This window comes from Paenibacillus sp. QJM3NY_38 (genome assembly GCF_056173265.1).
This window is the reverse complement of sequence record NZ_CM149665.1, coordinates 1,986,606-2,003,201: the sequence shown is the minus strand read 5'-3', so window position 1 is coordinate 2,003,201 and position 16,596 is coordinate 1,986,606. Positions and strand designations below refer to the sequence as shown.

Annotated in this window: 11 protein-coding genes; 5 read left to right on the top strand and 6 right to left on the bottom strand. The window is 50.0% G+C overall.

Annotated features, from left to right (window positions below; genetic code table 11):
• Nucleotides 1-33: 33 nt before the first annotated feature.
• From AC0VZ8_RS08755 to sigK, 5 genes are all read right to left on the bottom strand, one after another.
• Nucleotides 34-1,635 carry an extracellular solute-binding protein gene (locus tag AC0VZ8_RS08755; RefSeq protein WP_475486647.1) on the bottom strand — a complete coding sequence of 534 codons (1,602 nt, stop codon included), beginning with the start codon at nt 1,633-1,635 and terminating at the stop codon, nt 34-36.
• Nucleotides 1,636-1,662: 27 nt separating this feature from the next.
• Nucleotides 1,663-2,538 carry a carbohydrate ABC transporter permease gene (locus AC0VZ8_RS08750; protein WP_071222859.1) on the bottom strand — a complete coding sequence of 292 codons (876 nt, stop codon included), beginning with the start codon at nt 2,536-2,538 and terminating at the stop codon, nt 1,663-1,665.
• Nucleotides 2,539-2,555: 17 nt separating this feature from the next.
• On the bottom strand, nt 2,556-3,461 hold the full coding sequence (locus AC0VZ8_RS08745) for an ABC transporter permease (protein WP_235613231.1): 906 nt from the start codon (nt 3,459-3,461) through the stop codon (nt 2,556-2,558).
• 169 nt (nt 3,462-3,630) lie between these two features.
• Nucleotides 3,631-5,892: a helix-turn-helix domain-containing protein gene (locus AC0VZ8_RS08740; RefSeq protein WP_071222858.1), complete on the bottom strand. Its 2,262-nt coding sequence runs from the start codon at nt 5,890-5,892 to the stop codon at nt 3,631-3,633.
• A gap of 269 nt (nt 5,893-6,161) precedes the next feature.
• Nucleotides 6,162-6,863, bottom strand: coding sequence for an RNA polymerase sporulation sigma factor SigK (gene sigK, locus AC0VZ8_RS08735; RefSeq protein WP_006208952.1), 702 nt, complete (start codon nt 6,861-6,863; stop codon nt 6,162-6,164).
• A 536-nt stretch (nt 6,864-7,399) separates the two neighbouring features.
• On the opposite strand from sigK, the gene AC0VZ8_RS08730 reads away from it, so the two are divergent.
• The 5 genes from AC0VZ8_RS08730 (at nt 7,400) to AC0VZ8_RS08710 (ending at nt 15,311) form a co-directional block, all read left to right on the top strand.
• Entirely contained in the window at nt 7,400-8,731 is a 1,332-nt protein-coding gene (locus tag AC0VZ8_RS08730) for a glycoside hydrolase family 125 protein (RefSeq protein ID WP_475486646.1), read from the top strand.
• Entirely contained in the window at nt 8,718-9,608 is an 891-nt protein-coding gene (locus AC0VZ8_RS08725; RefSeq protein WP_071222856.1) for a carbohydrate ABC transporter permease, read from the top strand. Before AC0VZ8_RS08730 ends, AC0VZ8_RS08725 begins: the two co-directional genes overlap by 14 nt.
• 14 nt (nt 9,609-9,622) lie before the next feature.
• Complete coding sequence (locus AC0VZ8_RS08720; protein ID WP_260064331.1) at nt 9,623-10,522, top strand: carbohydrate ABC transporter permease; 900 nt, start codon at nt 9,623-9,625, stop codon at nt 10,520-10,522.
• A gap of 99 nt (nt 10,523-10,621) precedes the next feature.
• The gene (locus AC0VZ8_RS08715; RefSeq protein ID WP_475486645.1) at nt 10,622-11,971 is read left to right on the top strand and encodes an ABC transporter substrate-binding protein; all 1,350 of its coding nucleotides are present in this window, start codon (nt 10,622-10,624) and stop codon (nt 11,969-11,971) included.
• Between the two features lie 85 nt (nt 11,972-12,056).
• On the top strand, nt 12,057-15,311 hold the full coding sequence (locus AC0VZ8_RS08710; RefSeq protein ID WP_475486644.1) for a carbohydrate-binding protein: 3,255 nt from the start codon (nt 12,057-12,059) through the stop codon (nt 15,309-15,311).
• Nucleotides 15,312-15,483: 172 nt separating this feature from the next.
• Here the strand turns inward: AC0VZ8_RS08710 and AC0VZ8_RS08705 are convergent, their stop codons facing one another.
• A complete protein-coding gene (locus AC0VZ8_RS08705; protein ID WP_475486643.1) occupies nt 15,484-16,518 on the bottom strand; it encodes a dienelactone hydrolase family protein in 1,035 nt (344 codons plus the stop codon).
• Nucleotides 16,519-16,596 lie beyond the last annotated feature (78 nt).

Below are 16,596 nucleotides of genomic sequence, written 5' to 3'. Positions count from 1 at the left end.
GTAGCTTAACGCACGCTGCCGCCACCTTTGATGTCAACTACGGATATAACGGTCATATGCCTGCTGTTTGATTTCGATCATTTCATCCAATCCCATTCGCTTTAAATCTTCTACGTATTTGTCCCATTCAGCTTCAATGCCGCCTTCCACAATCCATTTGGCTTCCATCTTTCGGACATACGTCATGATGTCGGTTGCCAGTACGCCAAGACGTTTGTTCTCTTCCGCCGTCATATACAAATTAGGGTATGTCCGATCCTCCGGAACGATATAAGGCTTATAAATTTCATAAAATCCGTTGCGCAGTTTATCGCTTTCGCTCTTCTCCAGCTTTTGCAGCCATTCGCTAGAGACCAGAAGCGGGAAGGCCGTCGAAGGCGTCGTGCTGCCAATCCAAGTGGAGATATCCATTCCGTCCTGAGGCGGCACGATTTCAATCTTGCCGTCCGACTTCTCCTTCAGATGGCTGCCGAAGGGACCATATTTAAACTGCATCGCCGATTTTGGATCGTTCAATGTGTCCACCAAACGCATCGTCGCTTCGGGGTACGGGTTGTTCTTCGTAATCGAGAAGAAGTTGAGAATGATCCGGTTGTCCTGCCTTCTCCACAGTTGGTGACCCTCCGGTCCTTTCAGCGGAGGCATCGCCACGTATTCATGAACTCTGTCCCCCAGCTCATACGTTCCGTTAAAAGAGGCGATCAAACCGACCTTCGGCGTCTCGTCCTTCGTCTTGGATAGCATCTGTTTGGCATCCTGGGTAAAGGATTCCTGATCCAACAGCCCTTCCTCGTATAAGCGGTTCAGGAACGCGATTGCCATCTTGTACTCGGGAATGGCCGGCTCGAACACCACCTTCTTATCCTTGACGGAGAAGCCGGTAAGCGCATCGGCAAGCCCAAACGCCCCAAACAGCTCATAGTACCCATTCGTCGTCGTGTTGTGGCGGAAGGTTGACGGGATTTCATCCGCTTCGCCGTTCCCGTTCGGATCTTGCTCTTTGAACGCCTTTAGCACTGCAATCAATTCATCCGGCGTTGTCGGCACTTCAAGGCCGAGTTTATCCAGCCACGTTTTATTCAACATAAATGTGTTCCGATATTGAAAATGGGCCTGATCTTCAAACCACGGGATGGAATATATGTGTCCGTCCGGCGCCGTAGCCATCCGCCGTACTTGCGGATTCTCATCCAAAATTTTCTTGATGTTCGGCGCGTATTTGTCGATCAAATCCTCCAGCGGAATCAGAACGCCCTCCGTTCCGTAATCCACCACATCCTGTGTCGTCAGCCCGTTGAAAAATGCGTCCGGGAATTCTCCGCTGGCCAGAATTAAATTTTTCTTCTCGGTCCAGCTCTCAGACGGGATCTGTTCCCACTCGACATCGATATTCGTTTTTTCCTCCAGGTCCTGCACCAGCACCATTTCGTTATAATCCTTGTGATAATGCTGTTTGACCACCGGAATCCGGATGCGGATCTCTTCATTGACGACCGGAAGTCCCGTTTCGTTGAAATTCGCTTCGGTGCTTGGAGCCTGTGCACCTTCCTTTGCTTCATTTCCGCTGCTGCAGCCCGCCAGAAGAAGAGCCGCCGCCACCGCGTATGCCGTAGACCTCGCCATCCATCGTTTCAAGATAACCACCCTTTCGTGATCTTTGGATTAGCCTTTCAAAGAACCAATCATGACACCTTTCACAAAATACTTCTGAACCATCGGATACAGGATGAGCACAGGAATGCTGGCTACGATGATGACCCCGTATTTGATGGATTCCGACAGGCTGTTGCTGGCACCGAGATCCAGGTTCATTAGTTCCTGCACCTCGTTCTGGATGAGTATGTTCCGCAGGACCAGCTGAAGCGGGTACTGAGCTTCATCCCTTAAATAGATCAGCGCGCTGAAGAACGAATTCCAATGGCTTACCCCGTAAAACAGGACTAGAACGGCCAGAATGGATTTTGATAATGGAAGCGCCACTTGCAGAAAAAACTTGAAATCCGAGCAGCCGTCCATGGCTGCCGCCTCCCGGAGTTCATCCGGAATGTTGTGTTGGAAGAAGGTACGGGTAATAATCAGATTCCAGACACTGACGGCCCCTGGTAATATCAAAGCCCACATGGAATTCATCAAGCCCAAAGATTTAACCAGCAGGTAGGTCGGAATAAGCCCTCCGCTGAAAAACATGGTGAACGTAATGAGAAACATGAACAGATTCCGGCCGTACATGTCTTTGCGGGACAGGGGATAAGCCCCCGTAACGGTTATGGCTACATTGACCGCAGTCCCGACCGTCATGTAAACGAGCGTATTTTTGTATCCGACCCATATCGTCTGGTTCTCCATTATCCTCTGATACCCCTCAAGGGTAAAATCGACAGGAAACAGCCATACCTTGCCCCCGCTTACGCTAATCGGATCACTTACAGATGCGATGATAATAAAATACAATGGATATAGGATCACAATGAGCAGCAGTGTAAGAAACGCATAGTTGAATAAATCGAACACTCTATCCGCCCTTGATCTGGAATGCATGCCGGAGCTCCTCCTTTCTACCAAAGACTCGTTTCGGTCTGTTTTTTGGCGATCCGGTTGACGGTGACGAGCAGGATAAAATTCACGATGGAATCGAACAAGCCTACCGCCGCCGAGAAGCTGTATTGGGTACCCAGCAGCCCTGTCTTATACACATAGGTCGATATCACTTCCGACGAGTCCAGATTCAAGGAGTTCTGCATCAAAAAGGTCTTCTCGAAACCGACCGTCATGATCGAACCCAGCTGCAGGATGAGTACAATGATGATTGTCGGCAGGATCGAGGGGATGTCGATGTAGCGTATTCGCTGCAGTTTGGTCGCCCCATCGATGATGGCGGCTTCATGAAGCCCCGGATCCACCCCTGCCAATGCAGCCAAATAGATGATCGCCCCCCAGCCTGCCCCCTGCCATACGCCAGAAAGAACATGCAGTGTCTTGAACCATTCGGGCGAGCCGAGAAAAAAGACAGGATCCCCTCCCAAACCAACGATAAGATGATTGATCAATCCGCTGCCCGGGGACAGAAAAATCGTCAGCATCCCCACAATGACAACCGTCGATACAAAGTGAGGCGCATAGGTTACGGTCTGGACAAACCGTTTAAAACGGTGACTGGACAGTTGGTTGAGCAGAAGCGCAAGCAGGATTGGTATCGGAAATCCTAGAGCCAACCCGTATAAACTCAAGCCCAGTGTATTTTTGATTAAAGTCCAGAACTGGAAGGAATTAAAAAAACGCTCGAAGTGTTCCAAACCGACCCAAGGACTTCCGATAATTCCCCTTGTCGCCAAAAAGTCTTTAAACGCGATCTGCACGCCGTACATCGGTATATATTGAAAAATCACGAAGTACGCAAGCGTAGGTAAAAACAATAGGTACAGCTGGTAATGCACCCTGATTTTTCGCAGAAACAGCTTCATCCGTCGTATCACCCCCTCTCTGTACACCAACATAAAGGGAACGGCGGGAGGTGTAAATTTACCGTTTATGTACAGGATAAACGGGATGTGACAACGGAGTTGACGGCTTCTGCCGCCGATTGACGAACGGCATTGATCAAATATGACCTGTATATGCAAGCGTTTACAATCACTTGTGCTTCATGGTACGGTAATCGCCGGGCGTCATGCCTTCCTGCTCCTTGAACTTTCTAATAAATCCGGAGACGCTTCCGTATCCGATTCGGTCCACCACTTCCTGCAGGTTCCCTTCCCCATGCTTTAACAGCTCCTTCGCCTTTTCCATGCGCAGCCGGTTCACGTAATGAGAAATGGTGAAGCCCGTCTGCTCCTTGAAATAACGGCTCAGATACGAGGCGGACATCCCCAGCTCATCCGCCAGATTTTGCACCGAGAACTGCGTGGATCCGAAATGCTCCCCGATATACAACTTCATTTTCTCCACAGGCTCTCTGTTTCCGCTCTCCTTGCGTTCGCTTAAAATTCGGCGGATATCCGCGGAGATGTCCTTTACCAGTTCGATCAGGTCATCCACGGTTTCAAATTCCGTCAGTTTCACCACATCCGGATATCTCTCAGCCAGCGCCTCTTCATCAAGTTCCATGTCCTCCAGAATAGCCAGGATCACGTTGATCAGATCAAAACAAATGCACTTGACCATAAATAACGGAAGCTGCTCTTTACGAATCCGGTCGATCAGCTGACGGAGAAACACTTCTATGCCGCTGGTGTCGCTTTGGTAGATGAACTGCTTCAGCCGGTTCCATTGGCTCTTCGAATAACCGTTCCGGTTCGTCTCGGCTTCAGAAACGGCTTCGCGGAAAAAAATCAGGCTTCCCTTCCCCTTAATCAGTCTGTAATTTAGCGCTCCGCAGGCTTCGATATAAGATTTGCCCAGCTCCTCCAGCTTTACGTAAGAGTTACCGACCCCGATGGTAACATCCATGCCGAGTGAACGGCTAAGGGTCTCATGGGTCATCTTCAGCAGCATCTCCATCGTTTCAACAACTTCGTCTGTTCCCATTACCAATACGAGCTGCTCGGCTTCGAGCCCCTCGATACCGAAAACCTCCGTGCCCTGAGGGAGGGCTTCACACCATCCGTCCGGCAGTCCCGCAACCGACAGGTGTCCGTGATTTTTCGGAAAAAGAAGCACCATGACGGTATAAAACACGCTCTCTAATCGGAGCCCTGCCAGCTCTCCTTTTCCGCGCAGATCATCTTTGCTTTTGTATTCGCCTTTAAGCAGGTTCAGGATCAGGTAATACTTGAGTGCTGGACGGCTTCTTTCAATCTTCCGGTTCAATTCATCGTTGTTCTCGGACATCACATCCAGCGCTGATCGAATCGATTCAATCTCGCCAAGCCTACTCCCCGGGGGAATGTTCACTTTACTGTCGGCAAGCCGCTTTAGCATCCGGATCGGCTTATAATTCATATGGGTGGCAAAGAAAATAAGAATGCTTCCCACCAGCACAAGCAGCAGCAACCCGTAAAATGTCCTGCTTTTGGCCTGCTCCACCTTTAGCATGACCGTATCCTTGTCCACCAGCGTGATATAGGTCCAGCCGAACTTGGCAGATTCATCCTGAAACACGAAATATTCACGCTCTTCAACATTCAGCGTGCCTTGACCCTCGCTGTTTGCTTGCAAACGTTCTAGCAGGATTTCGGTTTTGCCCGGATCCATGCTCTGGGAAGAGGTGATCAGCTCCCCCTTCTCGTCCAAAATGAGCGTGTTGCTCCATGCATCCTCAAACTTCTTTTTAATTAATTCCTTAAAACGGTTTTCGTTGATCAAATATATGACCGTACCGAACGAATCGGATGGATTCGGGCCGATCGGCATCACGTAGGTAATATAGCGTTCGCGGCCACCAACCGCTGTTCGTACATCTTCGGATTTCCGTACGTAGGGAATGGTCGCTTCGTTAATGTCCCGATAGAATTGCTCCGGCTCCCAGTTTTCGAAGGTGTAGATTTTGTCTGTGAATTCGGCTGCGTCGTACGTGCTGTAAGGTGAATATACTTTATGATGTCCATGGAAATATAACAGGAAATTGGAGATGAAGGTGTTGGCGCTGACATAATTTCGCAGCTGGGAGATGGTGTCAAGCTCGGTAAACGGATTTTTTGTCACCTGGTAGGGGGTGAGGCGGGTGTTGCCCGAAATATGGAAGGCGATGTTGTGAAGCTCGGTCATCTTGACATCCACATTCTCTTTCACCTGGGAGAGCAGATTCAAATTGCTCCGGGTTACTTCGTCTTCCAGCAGCTGAATGAAGTACTGGTATACAAAAAAACCGACCATCATGACCGGAAGCAGTAAGATGACCACATACGTAACGACGTATTTGTACAACAGTTTGGAATTGAACCGGCTTAAGCCCATTTGCATTCCCCCTTTTTTCATCTATAGGATTTATTTTCATTGTAAGTGAATTATCGCATATGTAAATGCTCCGGCGCTGTCCATAAAACGGCGATAATGATTGGAGCAGGTTTGAAATGATGCTCTCCGCGGAAGAAAACCGCTTGTCCATTACGCCTTAACAAAATGCACCTATCCTCTGCACAACTCGTGAAGAGCCAAGCTTTAGATAGATGCAACGAGCCATCATGGCTTATCCGTTCTTGAAAATATTTCAACACCGCTTCTTCCTACCGTTTCTGCTTGTAAAACTCATGATACAGCTTCATCAATGCCCGCTTCTCGATCCGTGACACATAGCTGCGCGATATGCCGAGTTCCTTGGCGATCTCACGCTGCGTCCGTTCTTCTCCGCCCGCTTCCAGCCCAAAACGACCAATAACGACTTCCTTCTCCCGGTCGTCCAATATATCGAGGTTCCGATAGATCTTACTCTTCTCAATCTTTAACTGCACGGCATCCACTATATCATCCGCTTCCGTCCCTAAAATGTCAATTAATGTAATTTCATTTCCTTCTTTGTCCGTTCCTATCGGATCATGGAGGGATACGTCCTTGCGGGTTTTCTTGAGTGAACGCAAATGCATCAGTATTTCATTTTCTATACAACGGGCAGCAAATGTCGCCAGCTTCGTACCTTTGTTCGGCCGAAAGCTTTCAATCGCCTTGATGAGTCCTATCGTCCCGATGGAAATCAAATCTTCCAAATCCTCGCCGGTGTTATCAAACTTTTTTACGATGTGTGCGACCAGCCGAAGATTATGCTCAATCAGTTTATTCCGCGACTGAGGATCGCCTTCGGCCATTCGCTGCAGATGTTTAGCTTCCTCTTCCTCGGTCAGAGGTTGGGGAAACGCGTTGTTTTTCACGTACGAAACGAGCAGGGTCAACTCTTTTATGAACAAAGCAATTGCGGTAAACAATCCAGGCACTTTGGGACACCTCCTGCGAAGTTACAATGCAACCGGCCCTTATCGCGCTCGGTCTCTCGGTCTTCTCATTGTATGTAGGCAACGGCCCAGAAGTGCCTGTACGCGGGAAAGTGATTCGTAAAAACGTTTGCCGATTCCTCAACCAAGCAGCAAACAACAGCGGAAAAGAGTCATCTCTTTCAATACATACCAATATATCATGTTATAAAAATAGTCCATAACGACCCATGAATTGCTTTTGCCGCCACGGGATGTTTCTAATTTAAATTCATGCTTTTATCTCAAATCAATCATTCAATATCCGGCATGTCCACATCAAAACGAGGGAAGTTGACTTTTGGCAAATATACAATTAAGAACCGGCAGAATGACCGACAAGATATTCATTATACCCATACAATATAACAGCCATAATTTTTATCTATATAATATATTGACATTAAATTGGTATGTAATTATATTGAATGTAAGCGTTTTATATAATAACCTTACAAAGTGATTCCCAACCCTGAAGAATGAAGGGAGCAGAGCTTACCATGTACACGTTGGACTATTTTTCTGTATTACATGATTTGAACCGCACGATCATCGAAGGCACCTCAGCTTACCCGAAGCTCGGACATATGTTTAGAAACATGCTGGACAATACGCTGAGTTCGACCATTCAACGACAGCACGACGGTACCACCTTTGTCATCACCGGCGATATTCCGGCCATGTGGCTGAGGGATTCGGCTGCCCAAATCCGCCCCTTCCTCGTTCCGGCGGGTGAAGACGACAAGCTGGCCGATTTGATCGAGGGGCTCGTTCGCAGGCAAACGGCATTCATCCTGCTTGATCCATACGCCAATGCATTCAATGATTCGCCTTCCGGTCAAGGCCATCAGAACGACCGTACCGCCATGAATCCATGGCTATGGGAGCGCAAATATGAGATCGATTCGTTATGTTATCCCCTCCAGCTAGCTTACCTGTTATGGAAACAAACCGGCAGGACCTCGCATCTGGATCAAACGTTCCATTCAGCCGCCAGGGTCATTCTGGACATCTGGCGAACCGAGCAGCATCATGAAACCGACTCGCCTTATTTCTTCGAACGCTTCGATTGTCCTCCAAGCGACACGCTGCCGCGCGGCGGCAAAGGTGCGGAGGTGGCTTACACGGGAATGACTTGGTCCGGCTTCCGCCCGAGCGACGACGCCTGCGCCTACGGATACCTCATACCGTCCAATATGTTCGCTGTCGTTGTGCTTGGTTATCTGGCGGAGATTTGCCGTGATGTCCTGCGCGATTCCGAATTGGAAGCGGAGGCGGAGAAACTAGCCGATGAGATCCGTCATGGCATCGAGTCGTACGGCGTGGTCGATCATCCCGAATACGGCAACATTTATGCCTATGAAACGGACGGGAAGGGAAACCATCTGCTGATGGATGATGCCAACGTTCCCAGCCTTTTGTCCATTCCGTATTTGGGCTATACAAGCGCTGATGACCCGATCTATCAGAATACCCGCAGATTCGTGCTGAGCCACGCCAATCCGTACTATTATCAGGGCACTGCCGCTGCGGGTGTTGGAAGCCCCCATACGCCTGATCGTTATATCTGGCCAATTGCGCTGGCGATTCAAGGCTTGACGACTACCGATCGGGAAGAGAAACTTCGACTGTTACGGCTGATGGCGGAGACCGATGCAGGCACCGGCATGATGCATGAAGGATTTCTGGTCGATGACCCAACCCGTTATACCCGCCCATGGTTTTCCTGGGCTAACATGATGTTTTGCGAGCTGATGATGGATTACTGCGGCCTTCGGGTCAAAGCAAATGGTATCGGAGGAGGTCGTCGGGATCACCATGGGAACCAATAGGAAGCTTCGCGGCTGGGTCATCGGATATTTGTTCATTTTACCGTCCATTATCGGCTTCAGCGTTTTTGTCGCCTACCCCCTGTTGTCGTCCATGTATTACGCCTTAACAGAATGGAGCGGGTACGATTCTCCCCGTTTTGTCGGCTTTGAGAACTTTAGATACCTGTTCACCGAGGATCCTGCTTTTTGGCCTTCGATCAGGGCGACGTTTTACTTCGTAATCCTGAGTGTTCCTTTATCGCTGATCCTAGGCTTGTTGTTGGCCATGATGCTGAACAAAAACTTAACCGGCATCAAATGGTTCCGGACGATCTTTTATCTGCCCGTCGTCGTTCCCTCAATCGCCACGCTTACGTTGTGGCAATTTATTTATGAGCCGCAATACGGTCTGGCAAATTCACTGCTAAGAGAGTTCGGTCTGCCGCCTGGCACTTGGTTAACCAGCGAAACGACAGCGCTTCCATCCATCGTGTTAATCGGTTTATGGCAGGTCGGATCCAGTGTCATCATTTTTCTGAGCGGTCTGCAGTCGGTGCCCCAGGAAATGTATGAAGCGGCGGAAGTCGACGGCGCCTCCCGGTGGCGGATGTCGCTAAACATTACGCTGCCCATGATCACTCCGATCCTGTTCCTGCAGCTTATCCTCGGCATCATAGGCGCATTCCAGGCGTTTAACCAGGTTCAGGTGCTGACCGGGGGCGGCCCGAACTTTTCCACCTCCCTGCTGAATTACAAAATCTATACCGACGCCTTCAATGGAAGAATGTTTGGCTATGCCATTGCGGAGGTGTGGGTGCTGTTCGTCATCATCATGATTTTTACCGTTATATCCTACCGGTACTCCAACCGGTTCGTTTATTACGAAAGCGATAAATAAGGGGGTAAGAAGTGATGCAAGCGGAAGTACGGCCCAAACAACGAGGAAATCTGAATGCAGCGGACATACGCGTTAAGCGAAGAGTACGGTTGAACTGGACAGACGCCTTTCGTTTTGTCTTATTGGCTATCGGCGCCATTGCGATGCTGTTTCCCCTCTTCTGGATGGTTACGATTGCGCTGAAGAGTAACAATGATGTGTTCAAGATTCCGCCCGAATGGTTTCCTCGGGAATTTCATTGGTCCAATTTTGTAACCGGTACGAAGGAAATCAACTTTTGGCAAACGTTTGGCAACTCCCTGTTTATCGCGATTACCTGCACGATCGGGCAGATTATAAGCTCGGTGCTGGTGGGCTACGGTCTCGCACGGCTGAAGTTCCCGGGACGTAAACTGTGGTTCTCGCTTTTTGTAGGGAGCCTCATGCTTCCCGGATTCGTTGGCATGATCCCGATGTTTAACCTGTACACCAGCATCGGATGGTACGATTCCTGGCTGCCGATCATCGTGCCCGCCTTTTTTGGAAACGCCACGTTCTCGTTCCTGTTTGTGCAGTATATCAGAACGATCTCCGTTTCATTTGACGAGGCTGCCAAAATCGACGGGGCATCTGACCTTTATGTGCTGCTCAAGGTGCTGGTGCCTATGTCCATGCCGGTCATCATGACCATGGTGATCTTTGCATTCCAAGGGGCGTGGAATCAATATTTGGAGCCCCTGCTCTATATTATCGATCCAAGCAAATGGACGTTGTCACTGGCGATGGCTACCTATACGGGCACCTATGCGACAGCCTGGAATCTGTTTATGGCCGCGGATTTAATTTATATTCTGCCGATGCTGCTGCTCTTCTTCTTTGGCCAGAAGTTTTTTATGCAGGGGCTGGGCTCCATGAATTCCGCGGGTTTAAAGTAAAACTTCCGACCGTATGGGAGGTGATGCCGATTCTTGCTTGACTGAAGTAAAAAACATGGGATGTTCAGTTCATTAAATTACCATTGGGGAGGTCTTTCAATGAGACAGGGTGTTAGAAGGTGGGCCAGCGGAATCATCGCTTTACTGCTATTTTCAAGTCTGCTGGCCGCTTGCGGCGGCAACAGCGGCGGAGGTTCCGGTACGGCGAGCCCCGGGAACACGCCATCCGGGGAAGATAACGCCGGGTCCAAGAAACCCGTCGAAGTCACGATGATTACCTGGGAGTCGGCGGCCATGAACGAAAAAATCATGGCCTCCATGAAAAAATTCGAAGAGGAAAACCCCGACATCAAAGTGAAACTCATCCCTACTCCATTGGACAATTACGGTGTCAAGATTAACGGAATGATCACGGCGAAGAAAGCGCCTGACATCTTCATGACCGGAAACGACATGCTGCTCGATAATGCCGGCAAAGGACTTCTCTATGACTGGACGGAGCTTGCAACACAGGACAAAGCGTTCATGGAGGGCTTTTACGACGGCGTGGTAGACAGCTGGTACTATGAAGGCAAGTTGGTCGGATTGCCTGGACTCTTGAACACCTACGGCATTTTTTACAATAAAAAATCATTCCAGGATGCAGGCCTCCCGGAACCGAAAATCGGCTGGACCTACGATGAATTCTTCACGGCGATGGAGAAACTTTCGAGCAATCAGGGCGGTGTGCAGCAATTCGGTTATTACGCCCCCCTTGACCCTTTCCACGTCTCTCTCTATTCGGTTTCCGCCGGCGGCGCTCCCTTCGCTGATGCCATCATCAATCCAACGAAGGTGGAAATCAGCGACCCATTCAGGGAAGGCGTCGAGAAATATAAGTCAGCCATTGCAAATGGTTATATGAATCCCCCGACCTTTGACTTAACCAATGCCATGAGTTCATTCAAACAAGGTAAAGTCCCGATGACCCTGCAGGGGCAGTGGGTAGCGGATGATTTGATCCGTACGGCTCCGAAAGAATTGGAATGGGGCTACGTTCCGATGCCGGTCGTAAACAGCCAGACCGAGATTTATGACGCCGTAGGCTGGTCCAGTCCGGCAACGCTCAAAAATCCGGAAGCGGTCTGGAAAGTGCTCAAGTACCTGGATTCCAAAATGTACGAGGAAGTCCTCCCTTCAACTCCGGTGGCTCCTGCAGCCTATCAAGCCTCTTCCGCTGCTTATTACGAAGCGCTGAAAACGGCCGGACATCCTGAAGTGGGCGAAGGCCTTGATCATATCCTGAAATCCCAGAATACGCAGCCGGTTCGCTTCCTGTCAACATGGGCAGGCAAAGCGTACCCGTTCATCGAAGCATCATGGAAAAACATTCTGATGGGCAAAGCCCCGATCACCGAACTGGATGTGATGGCCGAAAAAATCAATAAAGTGATTACGACCGGCAAGTAGATAGTAACCGGGTATCGCTAAACTCATGAAGCCGATCATGAATGGAATGGATCGGCTTCGATTTGAAAATAAAGGAGGAACATTCATGTCACTCAGATCAGGTCAACTATTCAAGTTTCTGGCGGTGCCTCTGGCTATCGCGCTCATGCTCGGCTCCATGCCCGGCATCGGGTCGTCCAAGGCCTACGCCTATACCGCATCGGATGGGGATACAGCGATGAGAGCATTTAACGATACATTCTGGGATTCAAACGCCAAGATGTTCTGGAAGGACTCCAAGCGCGAAAAACATCAGGACTTCTGGGTGGAAGCAGAGCTGTGGGAATTGGTCATGGATGCGTATCAGCATACATCCGATCCCGCCTTGAAAGCCGAGCTTAAAACGCAGATCGACGATGTGTATGACGGCACCGTTGCGAAGTACGGCCAAGATTGGACGAATAACCCGTTCAATGACGATATTATGTGGTGGGCGATGGGAAGCGCCAGAGCCTATCAAATCACCGGGAATCCAAGATATTTGGAGGCCGCAAGAGATCATTTTGATTTCGTGTACGATACGCAGTGGGATGAAGAGTTCGCAAGCGGCGGCATTTGGTGGCTGAACAGCGAGCATAATACCAAAAATGCATGCATTAATTTCCCGGCGGCGCAAGCTGCACTTTATCTTTATGATATTACGAAAGATGAACATTATCTGAACGCGGCAACCAAAATATTCAGATGGGGCAAAACGATGCTGACGGACGGAAACGGGAAAGTGTTCGACCGGATCGAAATTGAGCATGGCGCGGTTCCGGATGCTACCCACTACAACCAGGGTACATACATCGGGTCGGCCGTTGGATTGTATAAAGCGACCGGAAATGCCGTTTACCTCGATGACGCGGTCAAGGCCGCTAAATTCACCAAAAACCATCTGGTGGATTCAAACGGGGTGTTGAATTACGAAGGACCTAACGGAGATCTGAAAGGCGGCAAAACGATCCTGATGCGAAATCTGGCCCATCTGCAAAAGACGCTGGATGAAACCGGCCAATACCCGGAATTCAGCGCTGAATTCGACGAATGGCTTGCATTCAATGTCGAGATGGCCTGGAGCCACCGCAATGCGGATCATATCGTGGATGGAAACTGGGCGGGACAGCTGCTGTCCGGAACTTATGAATCCTGGTCTTCAGCCGCTGCCGTTCAAGCTTTAAACGTGATCAAGCCGATGGAAGCGGAGCTTCGTTATGCCGTTAAAAACCCCTTCGAGAAAATCGAAGCGGAACGCTACAATATCGGGACCGGATTCGTTCTGGAAGGGGCATTCGAAGGCTCGCTGCAATTAGGCGGGATCCAGCATGGCTCTTATGCCGCTTACAAAAATGTGGATTTCGGATCAGAAGGCGCGATCGGCTTCATTGCCAGAGCGTCCAGCGGAACGGGCGGAGGTAACATCGAGATCCGGCTTGATTCCAAGGACGGCCCCAAAGTCGGGACGTTGAACGTAGAGGGAACGGGCGACTGGAATCATTATATCGATGCCGTCACCCTCCTTAAGGATGACCAAGGAGCGCCAAGCACCATTACTGGCGTCCATGATCTGTATCTTGTCTTCACCAAGACGAATGACGATTATCTATTCAATTTAAACTGGATTCAATTTACGACCACGGATCCGACGGAAACTGACGCCTATGCCAAACTGAAGGCCGGAAATTATGACAGCAGCGAAGGACTTAGCAAACATGCCGAGTTCGGATATTTGGACGGAATCCATCACAATGCCTATGCCTCTTATGAAGGAATTGATTTTGGATCCGGCGCGGCTGGTATCACTGTTCATGTGGCGAGCGGAAATCAAGGCGGCACGATCGAGGTTAAATTGGACAGTCTGGATGGACCTACCGCAGGTGTCGTTCCAATTCCGGCGCTGGGAAGCTGGGATAACTGGGTCGATATCATGGCGAATATCGATGACAGCTTGGCTGTAGGCGTTCATGACGTATACCTGGTTTTCAAGGGAGCAAACGGCAGCGACTATCCTCTCAATCTGGAGTGGTTCACCTTTACCACCATGAAAGGAAAAACAAGGGATGCTTCCGACAAGCTGGAAGCTGAAAACTATACGAACGGGGTAGGCTTCGGCAGAGAAACCGGCGGCGGGGAAACTTACCTGGCCGGGATGTTTGGTCCGAATAACCCTTATGCCATGTACAACTATATCGATTTTGGCAGCGAAAGCCCTACGCAATTCCATGTCAACGCAGCCAGCGCCACGGCTGGCGGGACGGTCGAGGTCAGACTGGATAGTCTGGGCGGTCCGGTCATTGCAACAGCCACCGTCTCAGGGACCGGAGGTTGGCAGAATTTCAAAGTTTTCTCGACGGATGTAACTGCCCCTGTAACGGGAAAACATATTGTATTCCTGTCTTTTAAAGGCGGAGACTGGTTATATAACTTTGATAAATTCACATTTGGCGATCCGGCCGTATTTACAGAGACTCCTCCTCCTCCTATACCTGAAGAGGACCATATTGCTCCCGGGGAGGTAGAGAATGTTCAGGCGAAGCGCGGCGAGGGCAGCATTACACTGTCTTGGGATGGTCCCTATGATATCGATGCTCAAAAAGTGCAAATTACGCTGCGGAGCGATGGACAGCAGGTCGGCGACGTCATCGAGGTGAATCGGGGAATTCAAACAGCAGTGATACGGGGAATCGAGGCGGGCAAGGATTACTCGCTCTTCATCCGGTCCGTTGATCGGTCCGGGAATGTTTCGCAGGGAGTCACCATCGAGGTTACCGATTCTCCCTCCTTCTCTCTGACCGCCAATGGAAAGAGCTTGGAAGATGGCGATTCTTTGGAGGATTACATGGTCCTCAGCTTCAAAATCATGGACACTTCCGCCATTCGATTTGCCGAAATAACCATCAACGGCAAAGCTTATACGCTGGATCCATTGACCAAGGATGCCATCGACATCGATCTGGCCGGGAATTTGGGCGACATAACGGCAACCGTTACGACTGAAGACCGCTCCGGTAACAAGCTTCAGAAAACAATCCAGTTCCAAGTCATCACGAGCGTGCATTCTATGAAACAATTAATCGCCCGATTCGTGGATTCAGGAGATGTTCGCGGGGCGATCATTCCTCAGCTGACCAACGCACTTAACCAGGTACAACATCATCTGGATAGGGGAAGACAGGATCAGACCGTCAAGCATATGCTGAATTTCACCAAGCACCTGAACAAGGAGGCGATGGGGCGTAACGTCAGTGACCAAGCCAAAACGGCATTGAATACCAATGCTGACTCCCTGATCCAAGATTGGCAGGCTGGCTTGAAGTAAACAAAATACGATAAAGCGGCAACCATGCTAACATATAAAAAAAGTGACTCCTGATGATTTGGGAGTCACTTTTTGCTTTAATTTACCTGTACTAATGAATCTTACGGTCCATACGCGCAAGGCCTGTCACACGTAGTACTGATAAGCAGAGGCTAGGTAAACTAGATAGCCTTCACAAGTCCGGGCTGCTTAGCCTTTCAAACAACCAGTCGTACGAATACCGGCCGCTAATTTCGTGTGCTCCGGGGAACAGATCAGTTCGCAGCCTCTCCTCCGCACCGGTGCGCCGATATATTTCCCTGAGCTCATGAGCTGCTGCTTCAAAGCCGGCAGCAGGAAATATCCGATCATGGGTTCCAGACTCCAGAAACAAGGGCCTGGGACAGATCAGTCCCAACCATTCCGGCAGCTCGGCATGGTTCAGGATGCCGGGGATGTAATTGCATACACAGTGCTGCATCGCCATAATGCTGTCCTTAAAAGTATTAGGGTACCCGGCAAGCACGGCAGCCCGTATTCGTTCATCCAGCGCCGCGCTCAAGAACGAGATTAGCCCGCCTCCCGAAAAGCCCATGATGCCGATTTGGTTAGCCTGAACCTCAGGACGCTCGGCCACGTACTCCAATGCCTTTAGCGTCTCGGCTACGCGGAGACCGGCGAGTGTCTTGCCATGCATCATGAGCCCGGTGGACAGTCGGTGGCAGGAGTTCGGGGCATCCGGATTCCGCGCGAGATCCGCATCAAGGCGCCGCTCACCGAAACCGGCAACATCCGGAGCGATCACCACCATGCCTCGTCGTACCAACTGGACAGCAAAATGCCGATGTATACCAGATGTATCAGGATCGCTTGATCCGTCCTGCCTCAGCCCAATAATCTCCCTGCTTCCATAGCCATGACCATGAACAGCGACGGCTGCCGGCATCGGCTTCATCTGATTCCCTTCCGGAATTAATACATATGCCGCAAAGGACAGGCCAGGTATGGCGGATAGCTCTACCCTCTCCCGAATATATCCGTCACATCGCTCCTGCTCAAGCAGTACAGGTTTGTGCCCTTCATTGGCTTCGAATTCGCCGATCAATTGCCGAAGCGTCTGCTTCAAATGCCCTTTGCGCTCTTCAGCACTCATGGAAACCTGCCTGTCTTTCGTTCGTCCAATTGCTTCGTTATACATGGATTCCAGCAAAGCATCTGCACGCCACATCCCATATTCACCGCCTTCCATTTACTCCCTGTTTTTAGACAAGGTGTTCCCCTGGATCAGATCATGCATTTCACCTGT